The organism is Acidovorax bellezanensis (assembly GCF_025421555.1).
In the GTDB taxonomy this organism is placed as follows: Bacteria; Pseudomonadota; Gammaproteobacteria; order Burkholderiales; family Burkholderiaceae_C; genus Comamonas; species Comamonas bellezanensis.
The window spans coordinates 236,306-250,983 of sequence record NZ_JAODYH010000001.1; the positions used below are offsets into that span (position 1 = coordinate 236,306).

General features: G+C 64.4%; 15 protein-coding genes. 10 read left to right on the forward strand and 5 right to left on the reverse strand.

Translation table 11 applies throughout. The annotated features are described in order from the left end of the window. Positions 1-52 precede the first annotated feature (52 nt). From N0K08_RS01020 to N0K08_RS01030, 3 genes are all read left to right on the forward strand, one after another. Positions 53-1,270: a CaiB/BaiF CoA transferase family protein gene (locus tag N0K08_RS01020; RefSeq protein WP_261498131.1), complete on the forward strand. Its 1,218-nt coding sequence runs from the start codon at positions 53-55 to the stop codon at positions 1,268-1,270. Between the two features lie 104 nt (positions 1,271-1,374). Continuing rightward, a complete protein-coding gene (locus tag N0K08_RS01025; protein ID WP_315967982.1) occupies positions 1,375-1,767 on the forward strand; it encodes a YidH family protein in 393 nt (130 codons plus the stop codon). Continuing rightward, the gene (locus tag N0K08_RS01030) at positions 1,764-2,087 is read left to right on the forward strand and encodes a DUF202 domain-containing protein (protein ID WP_261498132.1); all 324 of its coding nucleotides are present in this window, start codon (positions 1,764-1,766) and stop codon (positions 2,085-2,087) included. The genes N0K08_RS01025 and N0K08_RS01030 overlap by 4 nt, the downstream gene beginning before the upstream one ends. Before the next feature lie 13 nt (positions 2,088-2,100). Here the strand turns inward: N0K08_RS01030 and N0K08_RS01035 are convergent, their stop codons facing one another. Further along, the gene (locus N0K08_RS01035) at positions 2,101-3,585 is read right to left on the reverse strand and encodes a sensor histidine kinase (RefSeq protein WP_261498465.1); all 1,485 of its coding nucleotides are present in this window, start codon (positions 3,583-3,585) and stop codon (positions 2,101-2,103) included. Then, on the reverse strand, positions 3,585-4,310 hold the full coding sequence (locus N0K08_RS01040; RefSeq protein ID WP_261498133.1) for a response regulator transcription factor: 726 nt from the start codon (positions 4,308-4,310) through the stop codon (positions 3,585-3,587). The genes N0K08_RS01035 and N0K08_RS01040 overlap by 1 nt, the downstream gene beginning before the upstream one ends. Before the next feature lie 96 nt (positions 4,311-4,406). Between N0K08_RS01040 and N0K08_RS01045 the strand changes: the two genes are divergently transcribed. The 4 genes from N0K08_RS01045 to msrA all read left to right on the forward strand — a co-directional run bounded on the left by N0K08_RS01045 (position 4,407) and on the right by msrA (position 7,012). Continuing rightward, entirely contained in the window at positions 4,407-5,045 is a 639-nt protein-coding gene (locus tag N0K08_RS01045) for a cytochrome b/b6 domain-containing protein (RefSeq protein ID WP_261498134.1), read from the forward strand. After that, on the forward strand, positions 5,045-5,836 hold the full coding sequence (locus tag N0K08_RS01050; RefSeq protein ID WP_261498135.1) for a molybdopterin-binding protein: 792 nt from the start codon (positions 5,045-5,047) through the stop codon (positions 5,834-5,836). Before N0K08_RS01045 ends, N0K08_RS01050 begins: the two co-directional genes overlap by 1 nt. A gap of 95 nt (positions 5,837-5,931) precedes the next feature. Further along, positions 5,932-6,228: a pentapeptide MXKDX repeat protein gene (locus tag N0K08_RS01055; protein WP_261498136.1), complete on the forward strand. Its 297-nt coding sequence runs from the start codon at positions 5,932-5,934 to the stop codon at positions 6,226-6,228. Positions 6,229-6,310: 82 nt separating this feature from the next. Beyond that, positions 6,311-7,012, forward strand: coding sequence for a peptide-methionine (S)-S-oxide reductase MsrA (gene msrA, locus N0K08_RS01060; RefSeq protein WP_261498137.1), 702 nt, complete (start codon positions 6,311-6,313; stop codon positions 7,010-7,012). Between the two features lie 38 nt (positions 7,013-7,050). Here msrA and dsdC read toward each other — a convergent pair whose 3' ends face one another. The 3 genes from dsdC to N0K08_RS01075 are packed head-to-tail and all read right to left on the reverse strand — an operon-like array spanning position 7,051 to position 10,791. After that, on the reverse strand, positions 7,051-8,019 hold the full coding sequence (gene dsdC, locus N0K08_RS01065) for a DNA-binding transcriptional regulator DsdC (protein WP_261498138.1): 969 nt from the start codon (positions 8,017-8,019) through the stop codon (positions 7,051-7,053). A 46-nt stretch (positions 8,020-8,065) separates the two neighbouring features. Then, positions 8,066-9,421 carry a D-serine ammonia-lyase gene (dsdA, locus tag N0K08_RS01070; protein ID WP_261498139.1) on the reverse strand — a complete coding sequence of 452 codons (1,356 nt, stop codon included), beginning with the start codon at positions 9,419-9,421 and terminating at the stop codon, positions 8,066-8,068. A gap of 29 nt (positions 9,422-9,450) precedes the next feature. Continuing rightward, on the reverse strand, positions 9,451-10,791 hold the full coding sequence (locus N0K08_RS01075) for a GntP family permease (RefSeq protein ID WP_261498140.1): 1,341 nt from the start codon (positions 10,789-10,791) through the stop codon (positions 9,451-9,453). Positions 10,792-11,038: 247 nt separating this feature from the next. On the opposite strand from N0K08_RS01075, the gene N0K08_RS01080 reads away from it, so the two are divergent. From N0K08_RS01080 to N0K08_RS01090, 3 genes are read left to right on the forward strand one after another with little or no spacing between them, the layout of a single operon-like run. Further along, entirely contained in the window at positions 11,039-13,291 is a 2,253-nt protein-coding gene (locus tag N0K08_RS01080) for a hypothetical protein (RefSeq protein WP_261498141.1), read from the forward strand. Positions 13,292-13,318: 27 nt separating this feature from the next. Next, positions 13,319-13,888 (forward strand): hypothetical protein, encoded by a 570-nt coding sequence (locus tag N0K08_RS01085; protein WP_261498142.1) that lies wholly within the window; start codon positions 13,319-13,321, stop codon positions 13,886-13,888. Beyond that, the gene (locus N0K08_RS01090) at positions 13,885-14,373 is read left to right on the forward strand and encodes a type III secretion system chaperone (protein WP_261498143.1); all 489 of its coding nucleotides are present in this window, start codon (positions 13,885-13,887) and stop codon (positions 14,371-14,373) included. Before N0K08_RS01085 ends, N0K08_RS01090 begins: the two co-directional genes overlap by 4 nt. The last annotated feature ends 305 nt before the right edge of the window (positions 14,374-14,678 follow it).

Here is a 14,678-nt window from a genome sequence, read left to right on the forward strand (position 1 = left end):
CCGCTCTGGCAAAACTCCGTGTACGCAACCCTTGCACCACGGAGATCTTCAGTTGAACCCTAGCCCCAGCAGCAGTAGCGGCGGCGCCTTGTCAGGCGTGCGCATTCTTGACATGGCCACGGTCCTGGCCGCGCCCTTTGGCGCCACCTTGTGCGCGGATCACGGCGCCGACGTGGTGAAGCTGGAGCTGCCCGATGGCAGCGACACCTTGCGCGGCCTGCAGCCGGTGAAGGACGGCACGGCCCTGTGGTGGAAAGTGGCCAACCGCGGCAAGCGCGGCATTTCGCTGGACGTGCGCCAGGCCCGGGGGCGCGAACTGCTGCTGCAGATGCTGCCGAAGTTCGATGTGCTGGTCGAGAACTTCCGCACCGGCACCATGGACCGCTGGGGCCTGGATGCGGCCACGCTGTTCGCCGCCAATCCGCGCCTGGTCATACTGCGGCTGACGGGCTTCGGCCAGACCGGGCCGGACCGCCTGCGCCCGGGCTTTGCGCGCATCTTCGAGGCCAAGAGCGGATTCACCAGCCTCACCGGCGAGAAAGGCGGCTCGCCGCTGCACTCCAATTTCCCCGTGGGCGATGCAGTGGCCGGCCTGTTTGCAGCCTTCTCCATTGCCGCGGAAATCGCGCGCCTGCGCGGCGACCCGCAGGCCCAAGGCGTGGAAGTGGACCTGTCGGCCACCGAAGCGCTGTTTCGCCTGCTCGACCCCTTGCCCGTGGAGCATGAGCAGCTGGGCCTGGTGCGCCAGCCCGAAGGCAATTGCGCCAGCTATACGGCGCCCAGCAATATGTATGCGAGCCGCGAGCAGGTGTATTTCACCGTCGTGGCCTCGTCGAATGCCATCTTTGCGCGCCTGGTCACGGCCATGGGCCAGCCTGGCTGGGCCAGCGACCCGCGCTTCGACACCAATCCGCACCGTGTGCAAAACCTGCAGGCCCTCGACAGCGCCTTGTCGGACTGGTTTTCGGCCCACTCTTACGCAGACATAGAGCGCACGCTGGAAGCGGCCGGCGTGCCGTTCAGCAAGGTCTACACCATAGAAGATATACAGACCGATCCGCAGTTCATGGCCCGCGAAGCCATCGTGCGCCTGCCCGACCCGCTATACGGCAGCCTGCCCGCACCCTGCATTGTTCCGCGGGTGCTGGGGCGTCACATGGCCATTCCGCGCACCGGGCCCGACGTGGGCGAGCACAACGCCCAGGTCTTTGCCGAATTCGACGTGGGCGCCGAGGAGCTGGCGTCGCTCAAGGCGCAAGGCGTGGTGTGAACGTGGGTCAGCGGTCATAGAATCGACAGCGACCCATCTGAATCCCACCCTCCATACGCTCCGTCCGCACCGCGCAGAGAGCGTCTGGAACCAACGAGGCTGCTGTGAAAGAGACCCCCTCTCCCAAGAAAAAACGCACGCTGCGCGAACCCCAATGGCGGCAGGAGGGAACGGAGCCCGATTACCGTTTCTCGCTGGCCAATGAACGCACCTTTCTCGCCTGGATACGCACCGCCCTGGCGTTGCTGGCCGGCGGGGTGCTGCTGGACCAGTTCTCCACCAAGCTCGGTCCGCACCTGGTGGTCGTGGCGCTGGCCGTCGTTCTGGGCATGCTGGCAACCGCGCTGTGCGGCCTGGCCTATGTGCGCTGGCGCGCCAATGAAGTCGCCATGCGCCATGCCCGCAAATTGCCGGGCACGCTGGCCATTCCGCTGATCTCGGCGGTCACGTTGGTCCTCTCGGCCGTGCTGGTGTTCCTGCTGATGGTGCAGGCATGAACCCCGGCGCGCAGGCGCGGGACCCCGGCCTGCAACCCGAACGCACGGCCTTGGCCTGGAGCCGTACCGGACTGGCGATGCTGGTCAATGCGCTGCTGGCCCTGCGCACGGGCTGGACCAGCCACCAGGCGCCCATCACGGTGCTGGGCTTTGTGTTGCTGCTGGCCTCGGGCGCCATCATCTTCTACGCGGCCTGGCGCCGGCGCCACCTGCTGCGCGGCCAGGGCCCCATAGCGCCATCGGCGCATGCCATCGCCGCAGTGGCGGCCGCCACGCTGCTGGCCTGCGCGGTCGAGCTGGCGTCGGTGATCTCGGGCTGAAGAATCCGGGCGCTCAAGCGCCTTCGGCGCCAGACAGCTGAAAGCGAAACACCGCGCCCTTGTCAGGCAGCTGCACCAACTGGATCTCGCTGCCGTGCAATTGCAGTATGCGCTGGACGATCACCAGGCCCAGCCCACCGCTGCTGGCGCTGTCGGTGCGCGAGCCGCTCATGAACACCGGGCGCATGAACAGCGACTTCTGCAGCGCCCCCGGAATACCGCCCCCGGTGTCGCTCACCTGCACCGCCACACCCGCGTTCTGGGCTCGCAACTGCACCACGATTTCACCGCCCACGGGCGTGTGGCGGATGGCGTTGTCGAGCAGGTTGGTCAGCACCCGCTCAATCATGCCCAGATCGGCCGACACCACCGGCAGGCCCGGCGCGATATCGGGCGTGAGCCGCTGGCGGCGCGCTTCCGCCGCCAGCTCGAATTTCTGGAACACGTCCTGCACCAGATCGGCCAGCGCGAAGCGCTCTTTCTCCGGCTTGACCACGCCGTATTCAAGCCGCGCCAACTCGAACACCTCCTGCGCGAGCCGGCCCACCTTGCGGCTCTGGCCCAGGGCGATTTCCAGGTAGCGCCGCCGCTCCGCCTCGTCCAGCGTGCCGGCCTTGAGCAGCAGGGTTTCCAGATAGCCATGCAGCGAGGTCAGGGGCGTGCGCAGGTCGTGCGAGATATTGGCGAACAGTTCGCGCCGCTGCTGGTCCTGCAAGCTCAGCTCGCGCCATTGCTCGGCGATGCGGCGCGTCATCTGGGTAAACGCCTGGCCCAGTTGCGCGATCTCGTCACGGCCCTGCGACAGACGCTCCAGTCTGGGCAGTTCGCTTTCCAGCGAAACGCCTTCGGTTTCGAAGCGCTTGACCGCGGCTGTGAGCTCGCGCAGCGGCCGGGTGATGAGGCGAAAGGCCGCCAGACCTGCAATCAGCCCCAGCAACGCCACCAGGCCCATCAAGCCCAGCGTGGTGCGCAGCACGTTGTCGGTCGCCGTGTGGGCCACCAGCGCATCGTGGTCTTCGCCCTGGAGCACCACATAGACATAGCCGGCGTCGCGCCCGCCCATGCGCAGCGGGGCCGCGCTGAACACCTTGGAAGCGTACGGACTGCGTGGATCGTCTCCCAGAATGGGCAAGGGTTTGCCGTCCAGCAAGGCGCGCACCGGCCCCAGATCCACGCGGTCGCGCTTGAGGTGACCGGGCGGTGCGGCCTGGGCCGCTATGCGGCCGTCCAGCCCCAGCAGGTAGACCTCCACGCTGGGATTGACGGCCATGAGCTTGTCGAACAACTCCTTCACCGCGGCCTGGTTGAGACCGCCTGGCTGCATCAGTTCGGCGTTCTCGGCGATGTGCGCCGCCAGGCCGCTGGACAGGCGCTGAATGACTTCCTGCTCATGCTTGCCGGTGGCGCGCACCTGCAGCCAGACCGACGCGCCGCAGCACACCAGCAACAGCACGGCGAACACGGCCGACAGCCGCCGCGACAAGCTGGCCCAGGCCATCATGGTGCGGCCTCCCCGCCGGCCGCGGCCGACAGCTTGTAGCCATGCCCCCACACGGTGAGAATGTGGCGCGGCTGCGCCGGGTCGGCTTCGATCTTGATGCGCAGCCGGTTGATGTGCGTATTGACCGTGTGCTCGTAGCCGTCGTGGCTGTAGCCCCAGACATGGTTGAGCAGGTCCAGCCGTGAGAACACTTTGCCGGGGTTGCGGGCGAAGAAATACAGCAGGTCGAACTCGCGTGGCGTGAGCTCTATGGACTTGCCCGCGACGCGCACTTCACGCGCCTGCGGCTCGATGTCGATCTCGCCCAGCGAGAGACTCCCCAACTCCATGCGCGCATTGCGCGCCAGCGCGTCGGTACGCCGCAGCAGCGCCTTGACGCGGGCCACCAGTTCCAGCACCGAGAAAGGCTTGGCCAGGTAGTCGTCGGCGCCCAGCTCCAGGCCGAGGATGCGGTGCACTTCGCTGGAACGGGCACTGATGATGATGATGGGCGTGTAGCGGGCCATGGCCCGGGCGCGGCGACAAATCTCCAGGCCGTCGACGCCCGGCAGCATCAGATCGAGCACCAGCGCATCCCATTGGCCGCGCTCCAGTTCGCGCAGGCCCGCATGGCCGTCGGCGGCGTGCTCGACCACATAGCCTTCATCGCGCAGATGCATGCGCAACAGCTCTGCAATGTGGAGATCGTCTTCGACGATCAGTACGCGCTTGGTGGAGTCCATGGGCTGCATTTTCTCGCGATACGCGCTGGAGAGTTATCACAATTAATTGAACTTTGCGTGATACATCCGCCATGGGCTGCGCTCAAGAATTCAGCCATGAACAGCACTCTCATCGCCCCTCCCGCCGATCCGGCTGATCGTCGGCCGATTCACCCGCTGTGGATGCGTATCACGCACTGGCTCAATGCCTTGGCCGTGGTCATCCTGGTGATGAGCGGCTGGCGCATCTACGACGCATCGCCCTTCTTCCCGTTCTCCATCCCGGCGGGCATCACGCTGGGCGGCTGGCTCGGCGGTGCGCTGCAGTGGCATTTCGCCGCGATGTGGCTGCTGGTGTTCAACGGCCTGTTGTACCTCACGCTCAACATCGCCAGCGGCCGGCTGGCCCGCAAGTTCTTCCCGCTCACACCGCAAGGCGTGCTGCACGACCTGCGGGCCGCCCTCCAAGGCAAGCTCGCGCACTCCGACCCACGCCGCTACAACCACGTGCAGAAACTGGCCTATCTGTTCGTCATGCTCGACCTGATCGTGCTCGTGCTGTCGGGCCTGGTGCTGTGGAAGTCGGTGCAGTTTCCCCTGCTGCGCGAATTGCTGGGCGGCTACGAGTTTGCGCGCCGCATCCACTTCTGCGCCATGGCCGCCATCGTCGCCTTTCTTGTCGTGCACCTGGTGATGGTGGCCCTGGTGCCCAGAACCCTGCTCACGATGATCCACGGCCGCGCGCCCAAAGCATGATGAAAATCCACAAAGCCCACACCCTGCTCGATATCGACGGCGACGCCGTGCTGCGCGAAGCCCGTTCGCTGATCGGCAAACAGCTGGCCCAGCCCGCTCGCCGCGCCTTCTTGCAGCGTTCGCTCACGCTCGGCGGCCTGTCGCTGCTGACCGGTTGCAGCCTCAGCGACAACAGCCAGGTCGAATCCGCGCTGCTCAAGATCTCGCGCTTCAACGACAAGGTGCAAGGCCTGATCTTCAGCCCGACGCAGCTGGCACCGACCTATACCGACGCCGAGATCACGCGCCCCTTTCCCTTCAATGCCTACTACGGCGAAGACGAAGTGCGCATCGTCGACGAAGCCGGCTACCGCCTGGAAGTGACCGGCATGGTCGCCGACCGGCATGCCTGGACGCTGACCGAGCTGCGCGCCATGCCGCAGACGGACCAGATCACCCGGCATATCTGCGTCGAAGGCTGGAGCGCCATCGGCAAGTGGGGCGGCGTGCGTTTTGCCGACTTCCTGCGCCACATCGGCGCCGACACCAGCGCCAAGTACGTAGGTTTCAAGTGCGCCGATGACTACTACACCAGCATAGACATGGCCACCGCGCTGCACCCGCAGACGCTGCTGACGCTGACCTATGACGGGCAGCCGCTGCCGCCCAAGTACGGCTTTCCGATGAAGCTGCGCATGCCGACCAAGCTGGGCTACAAGAACCCCAAACACATCATGGCGATGTTCGTCACCAACACCTATCCGGGTGGCTACTGGGAAGACCAGGGCTACAACTGGTTCGGAGGCAGCTGAGGGGCTGCGCCCCTCGACGGCCAAAGAAAGCGCGAGGCCCCGTTCCCAGGAACCGTGCCGATTTCGACAACCGACTCTCCACTGAAAGGCTACAAATGAACAAGCTCACCGCAACCCTGCTCGCCACCTGCCTCGCCTTCGCCGGCGCCTCGGCTTTTGCCGCGGACGACATGGCCAAGGATGGGATGGCGAAGGACGGCATGGCCAAGGATTCGATGTCCAAAGGCGGCGTGAAGAAGGACTCCATGTCCAAGTACGGCATGAAGAAGGACTCCATGGCCAAGGACGGCATGAAGAAAGATGCCATGGGCAAGGACAGCATGAAGAAGGACTCCATGGCCAAGGACGGGATGAAGAAAGACGCCATGGGCAAGGACGCCATGTCCAAGTAAGCACGGGGGAGCATGGCGGGCAGGACGCTCCTGCCACGCCATGGCCCCGCTCCAGAATCGACACCTTTCGAAAGCAAGCACCATGAAATCCTTCGCACTGACCGCCGCCGCCCTGGCCGCCGCGGCGCTGCTCGGCTATGCCGCGCCTTCGGCCGCGGAAGCTTCCCGGCGCGTGCCGGCGCCCGCGACCGACAGCACCGCGGCCAGCACCGCCAAGACCGAGACCGCGGTGTTCGCCGGCGGCTGCTTCTGGGGCGTGCAAGGCGTGTTCCAGCACGTCAAGGGCGTGAGCAACGCCGCCTCGGGCTATGCCGGCGGCGATGCCAGGACAGCGCACTACGATGCCGTCGGTTCAGGCCGTACCGGCCATGCCGAAGCGGTGCGCATCAGCTACGACCCGCAGCAGATCAGCTACGGCCGGCTGCTGCAAATCTATTTCTCGGTGGCGCACGACCCGACCGAACTCAACCGCCAGGGCCCCGATAGCGGCACGCAGTACCGCTCGACCGTGTTCGCGGAAAACGCCGAACAGGCGCGCATCGCCAAAGACTACATCGCCCAGCTCAACCAGGCCAAGACCTACGGCAAACCGCTGGCCACCACGGTGGAGCTGTCCAAGCCCTTTTATCTGGCCGAGGACTACCACCAGGACTATCTGACGCAGCACCCGAACCAGCCCTATATAGCGATCAACGACTTGCCCAAGATCGCCGAGCTGCAGAAGTTATTCCCCGAAATGTACAAAGCCACGCCGGCGTTGTTTCACGCGGCAAAGGCCCGCTGAGCTGAGGCGGGGGGTGACCAGACCTGCCCGCAGCCGCCTCACATCTCGAGCCGGCCATCGTCCTTGCCCGTCGATGGACCTGCGCACTCGTGCAGCCAGTTCATGAACACCTGCAAGCGCTTGGGAATGGCCGCCAGCGGCGGATGCACCAGGTAATAGTCGTAATGGCCTGAGCGGCGAAAGCCGGCGAAAGGCAGGACCAGCTCGCCACGATCCACCCGCTTTTGCACCAGCCGCTCGCGGCCGATGGCGATGCCTGCGTGGTTCATGGCCGCCGTCACGCTCAGATCGGAGCGATCGAAAGTCAGGCTGCGCTTGGGCAACATGGCCAGCATATGGTGTTGCTCTGCCCAGAGCATCCACTCCGCGTCATAGGCCGCATGGTCCCAGGCCAGGGAGTCATGCAACAGGGTGCAATGCCGCAGGTTCTCGGGATTTTCGTGCAGCCGGTGGCGCTGCGCGTAGGCGGGGCTGCACACTGGCGCCAGCCGTTCGCGCATCAGGCGATAACTCGTCAGCCCGGGAAATTCGCCATTGGCGTAATACAGCGCCAGGTCGATTTTCCGGGTGCGGAAGTCGACATTGTCATTGCCTACCCGCAGATCCAGCGAGACCAGGGGGTAGCGCTCAAAAAAGTCCGCCAGTCGGGGAACCAGCCAGCATTGAGCCACCGAGGGCCGGACATAGAGTGCGATGGCGCCAGCCACTTCCACTTGCGAGGATTGCTCCAGGGCGTCCGACAACTCGCCCATGGCATCCTGCAAGATGTTGAAGATGCGTTCGCCCTCCTCCGTCAGACCGACCTGCCGGGTCAGGCGCAGGAACAGCTTGATGTCCAAGGCCGCTTCCAGCCGACTGATGCGGTGGCTCACGGCGCTGGCGGTCAGACACAGCTCCTGCGCCGCGCGCGTGAAGCTCAGATGGCGCGCCGCCACCAAAAAGGTATGCAGGTTCGCGAACTGGCTGCTGTTGAGCCTGGAGCTGATACGGGGAGGAAGATTGAGCACGACAGTTTTCCTTCAGCCGCCGCCGCGCATGTGCACCGCGTGCGGCCTAGCCTGCAGCATTCTCCAGCAATTGGCGCCCCTTGGCGAGGTAGGCCTGCATCTCGTCCGCCGGCACCATGTTGCCGCCCGTGGCCCAGACCAGGTGGGTGGCGTTTGCCATGGTCTGGCTGTCCAGGCCCGCACGGGCCTGATAGCCCCGGTCCGCATGGACTCTGGCGATGCCCGGCACGCCGGCCAGCGCGGACGGCTCCAGGCGCAGACCTTCGCTGCGCTCCATCAGCGCCAGCAGGCAGTACAGCTCTTCATCGCTGACGGTGTAGAAACCGTCGAGCAGACGCTGCATGGCCTGTCCGACAAAGCCCGAAGCGCGTCCGACAGCCAGTCCATCGGCCGCCGTCACATTGTCTATGCCGAAATCCTGCACGGAGATCTTGTCGTGCAGCCCGGTATAGACGCCCAGGAACATGCACGGCGAGTGCGTGGGCTCGGCGAAGATGCAGTGCACGGCATCGCCGAAAGCCAGCTTCAAGCCGAACGCCACGCCGCCCGGCGCGCCACCGACGCCGCAGGGCAGGTAGACAAACAAGGGATGCTGTGCATCGACGGCAATGCCCGCTTGCGTCAACTGCCCTTTGAGCCGCTCGGCAGCGACCGAGTAGCCCAGGAACAGGTTGACCGAGTTCTCGTCATCGACGAAATGGCAGGTGGGATCGGCCTCGGCCTGCTTGCGGCCTTGCTCCACGGCGACGCTGTAATCCGAGGCGTACTCCACGACCGTGACGCCATGTGAGCGCAGCCTGTCCTTCTTCCATTGCCGCGCATCCGCGGACATGTGCACCGTCACCTGGAATCCCAGCGCCGCGCCCATGATGCCGATCGACATGCCCAGGTTGCCGGTCGAGCCGACCGCGATCTTGTATTGGCCGAAAAAGGCCCGGGCCCGGTCGCTGTCCAGCACGGCATAGTCATCGTCCAGCGCCAGCAGACCACCCGCCAGCGCCAGGTCTTCGGCATGCTTGAGCACTTCATAGATGCCGCCGCGCGCCTTGATGGAGCCGGAGATCGGCAGATGGCTGTCCCGCTTGAGCCACAGCGCGCCTTGCAGCGCCTGGCCGTAGCGCTCGGCCAGCAAGGGCGACAGCTGCAGCAATGGCTGAATGTCCGACTCGATGATGCCCTTGCTGCCCGCGGTTTCCGGGAATGCGCGCTGGAGGTAGGACGCAAAGCGCGCCAGTCGCGCGCTGGCATCGGCCACGTCGGCGGCGGTCAAGCCCACATCGCCCAGGGCTTGCGCCACCGGCGCCACCGCGGGATTGAACCAGCTGGTTTCCTGCAGCGCGACCAGGTCGCGAATCAAGGGGTGGCTGGCATACCAGCCTTCAAGTGTTTTTCCTGAAATCATGATGGGTTTCTTCTATTAAGACGGTGGAATCAAACAACGCGCGACAGCAGCAGCGTCAACGCCAGCGCGACACACGAAGCCAGCACGGTGGCCGAAGTGAACTTCTTCAAGGCGTCGGCCAAGGAGACGCCCAGGTATTCCTTGACCACCCAGAACGCCGAATCCGTCACATGGGTCCAGCCGATGGCGCCGGCACCGATGGCGATCGCAATGATTTCCTTGCTCACCGTGGGGTGCGCTCCCAGCATAGGCGCCACCATGCCGGCGGCGCTGATCATGGCCACCGTGGCCGAGCCGACGGCGAAGTGCATCAGCCCGGCCACCAGCCAGGCCAGGATGATGGGGTTCATATTGAATTGCGCCAGCGAGCCGGCCAGCGCCGTGCCCACGCCGCTGTCGATCAGGATGCCGTTGAACGCGCCGCCGGCCCCGATGATCAGCAAGATCCCGGCCAGCGGAGGAAAGCTTTTCTGCGTGTGCTTGAGCAGGTCGGCCATGGACAGGCCGCGGCGCAGGCCCAGCGCCCAATAGGCGAACAGCACGGCGATGGACAGCGCGATCAGCGGCGTTCCCAGAAACGACACCACGCGAAACGCCGCGGAGTCCGGGGGCAGGCTGGCGGCGAAGCTTTTGCCCACCATCAACAGCAAAGGCAACAGGATGGTCAGCAGCGTCAGGCCCAGGCTGGGCAGATCCCGGCTCTCGCGGTTCTCGCAATGCTCGTCCAGAAAAGCCTCTTGCGCGGCCGGCGCCTGGGGCTTGCACACCAGCTTGATCCACAGCGGCCCGGCAATGATGGCCGTGGGCAAGGCCACGATCAGGCCGTAGACGATGACCTTGCCCACATCGGCACCCAGCATGCCGGTGATGGCCATGGCCGCGGGGTGTGGGGGCAGCATGCAATGCACGGCCATCAAGGACACGGCCAGGGGCACGCCCAGGTACAGCAGGTTGATCCGGGTCTCCTTCGCCACGACATAGATCAGCGGAATGAGCAGAACAAAGCCCACCTCGAAGAACACCGGTATGCCGGCAATGAAGCCGACCAGCATCATGGCCCAGGAGGCGCGCTCCTTGCCCAATGCGTTCAACAGCGTCTGGGCGATGCGCTCGGCCCCGCCGGACTCTTCCAGCATCTTGCCGAGGATGCCGCCCAGGCCAATGATGGCGGCCAGGAAACCCAGGGTGCCGCCCACCCCTTTTTCAAACGAAGCGGCAATTTGCAGCAGCGGCATGCCGGATCCGACACCCACCACAAAGGACGCTGCGATCAAGGCCAGAAAGGCGTGGACGCGCACTTTGACGATGAGAAAAACGATCAACAAGATGGCGGCAAGCAACACCAGCAAGAGAGAGGAACCACTGTGCATTAGATCTCCTAGACGAGCTTTATTTCTGAAAATAGTGATATGAATCAGGCTCTTTCCAGGCATTAAAGGTCGCGGCACAGGATCTGACAACGGATGAATTTTCACCGGACGGATGACGTGGAGTCATCCATGGGGCGCATTGCGCGGCATTGTTTTCGGCCCCTCCCTGGACGCCATGGAACGCTCGGCGCGCTGGCGTTACTAACCCCCAACGATCTTCCCCCAAAGCACTGCGCAAGGAACCGCTGTGACCGCAATCATCGTGAATCAAGACAGTTTTCTGATGGGAATACTGAACGCTCCGTCGGCGTCTGCGTCCGAAGCGGTGAAAGGAAAATTTCAAGGGCGCCAGGTACAGGTGCGGGCTCAAGCGCAGAGCATCACCCCCGCGCCGGCGGAACCAACGGCGTCCGCCGCCCCCACTTCTCTGGAGCAGCGCCAGGCGCGGCCGGCGAGCGCTGCCCCCTCGCTGGTGCGGCAGGCCCGCTACGGAGCCCTGCCCTCCACCACTCAAGTGCACATCTCCACCGGAAACGCTGGCGAAGTCGCCAAGGCCAGGGGGCTTCCCTCGATGGGCCAGGTCATCGCCTACGGCGGCCCTGCCAAAAGCTACTCCCTGCTTGAACGGTTCATGAATCTTTTTCGCAGCGACAAGTCATCGGTCCACTATCAAAAAACGCTCACAGGGCTCAAGGCCTACCATGAAGCGTGCCTGACGGGGACAGCCCAAAAGGCGAAGACCCGCCTGGACGAGCTGGCCAAGATGGTGGATCGGTATGGCCAGGGTAGCGACGGCAACTACCTTCGCACGGGAGTCATGCGGGAGCTGCGCAAGCTGATCGCCAACGAACAGGTCGCGCTGACAAATCTGGCCACGGAATTGCAAGGTGGCGCCCTGCCCCAGGGGGCGAGCTTGTTGCATGCGCTGGCTTTCTCCCACGCAGGGGTGTCCCTCAAGGAGATGGCCGGCTTGATGGACAAGGGTTTGAAGCTGGACCAGGCTGCGCCGGAAACATTGGAGAACAAACGACGGCAGCCCCAGGGCTATCTGAAATTTCTCGCCAACCTGGAAAGCTACCACGCCGCCGGCGCCGCAAAGGACGCAGGCGCACGAAGCGACATTGGCCTGGCCAAGCAGGCGATGGCTTTGCTGAACAAGCTGGAAATCTCCACACAACGCTATATCCACACCAACAGCGGCGACCACAAAGACGATCCACACACCGAGACCCTCAATGACCTGCGCGATCAGATTCCCATCGAACGCCAGGTGCTGCAAGGCCTGCTCGATGAGCTGAAAAATGGTGGAAAACTGCCTGAAGGGGCCGATCTGTCACATGCACTGGCCTTCGCCCGCGAAGGCGTTTCACTGAAGGACATGGATCGCCTGATGGCCAAGGGCTTGCTGCCCAACCAGGCATCGGATGCACGCGAGCTGCTGGACTCCGAGCGTGCCATCAGCCTGATGGACAAATTGAATCACCTCACGCCCGAGAAAAAAGCCGAGATTGAAGAAAGCGGATTCAGCGAGAACGAGATCCTTTTGCTGGAACTCAGCGGGCTGGGCCCAGAAGGCGGTGCGGAATACCGGCGCCTGGGCATCCCTATCACTCACCAGACCATCGTCACCCAGCACACCGACGAGCAGCGCCTGGGCCATATGTCGCGCTTGGGTGCAGGCGCTTTCAACGAAGTCTTCATGGCGCGATACATCGGGTCTGATGGTGTCGTCAAAGGCGTCTTCAAACCGCTGAACAACACGGAAGACGGCTGGGTAGCCCATATGATCGGCATCGACTTGACGCACCCGCAGATCGCCAACCGCAATCTGGCCACCCAGGATGTGGCCCGCGCCCTCGGTTTCGATGTGGTGGTGGACTGCCGGATCGGCGCCCGCCAGGACCCAGAGACGCAGGAGTTGCAGCTCGGACTGGTGATGGGTCGCGCTCCGGGGAACACCGCATGCGACACTCCCCGCGACCACTACGCGAATCCCGAAGTGCGGCGCGAGATCACCAAGCTGCAGTTGCTCGATCACCTGGTCGGACAAGGAGATCGGCATGGCAACAACTACTTCATCGACGTGCAAAAAGATGAAAAAGGCCAAACCAAGGTCAAGGTTTCGGGCATAGACAACGACCAATGCTTCGGCAGGAACACCCTGCACGGCAACGACATCTGCCATGGCACGGGTAGGCGTCGCGATGGCTTCCGCGGCACGCTAATGCCCGGGCTGATCGATACCGACATGGCAGCAGCCCTTCGCAGCATCACACGGCAACGCCTGAGCGCCCTGCTGAACGACAAGCTGAGTCCGGCCGAAGTGGACGCGGCCCACATGCGCCTGCAGTCTCTGCACAATCACGTGGACCAGCTGGAACGCAGAGGGCGAGTCATCACGCCCTCTGAGTGGAATAAGCAAAGTGACAGAAGATCCCTTCTCAATAGTAGCAACAGCTACTTTGCACGGGACGCGGACAACGCCGATCTCGTCTTCTGAGCGACAGCCCCCATTGAGACATATTCCATGAACATCGACCTGAACCAAGCCGAAGCGTTCCTGCGCACCGAAGGCCTCAGCCTCCCCGCACTGCCGCCCGAGTTGGCCGCGCAATTGCGCGAGCGCGCTCCCGGCATCTATTCCACCGGAGAGCTCGTGGCTCCGCCCTATACGCTGGAGGCGTATGTGACCGAACTGCTGAGCGCCGCGAACCCTGGCGATTACGCCGTGCTGGCCATGGATGGCCACGGCAGCCAGAGCTGGGCGTTTCACTACTACCTGGTGAGCGGCCCGCTGGCGCTGTTCGTCCAGTTGCCCTGGGGGGGCGTCTACACCGACGTGGACAGCGCCCGCGCCGAAATCGAGCGCGTGCTGGCCTGGGCCCGACCCTTGCCACAGCGGCTGGCCGAACTCCGGCAGCAAGGCCGCCTGGCGCCACAGCAAAAGCTGCTGGTGGTGCTCACCCGCTTCTCCGAGCCACGCTGGGCCTGGGTCCACCCGCCCGAAACCGCGGAAATCCGCTGGCAACCGCCTGCGCAGATGCTCAGCCGCATCGACGCGGAACTGACTACCTTGAACGAAAAGCAGCACACATGAACACACCGGAACGCCTGCAGGCACTGTTGCACGAACTGGGTCAGCGCATGGGGCTCAGCCAGCTTCAGATGGACGCAGACGGAGGCTGCGCGCTGGAACTGGACCAGCGCATGGTCGTCAGCCTGCAGTACCGAGAGACCGAAGACGAACTCTGGCTGTACGCGGACCTCGGTCCGGTCCCCGGGAGCAGCCCGGCCTTCTACGAAAAACTGCTGCAGGCCAATCTCTTCTGGCAGCAAACCTCGGGCGCCACCCTCAGCCTGTCCGGAGACCAACCGCCCCATGCGGTGCTGACCCATGCCTTGCACTGGATGCCCATGGATGACACCCGCTTGGGCGCGGCGGTGGAACGCTTCGTCAACGCCGTTGAGGAATGGCAAGCTCAGCTGACCCAAGCCGAGACCGCCGCAGAATCCAAGGCCGAGGATTCGGCCCACGCCCCCATGGCAAACGCCATGGAGCTGCTGCTGCGCTCACGCGCCTGATACACCGGCGCGGCACGATCCCGCGCGGTTCACGGCCATCGCCCTGCCCCCCCCCCCCCGACCGGGGGCTTTCCCCCCGCCCCATACGCCTCACCCACCGCCGCCCTGGCGGCTGCGTTCCTCACCCTGCGTGCGGCAAACAGCGGGTGCGAGTCAACGCAGGCAAGCGAACGGTATCACCGCCCAAAGCCTTGAGAAGCGCCTCCAAGGCCGGCTGTCGCAAAATGCTGCATAGACCGTCGCGGCAAGGCCTTGAATTGCGGCTCGCCACATGGCGAGTCCACCGGACAAGACCCACGCCGCAA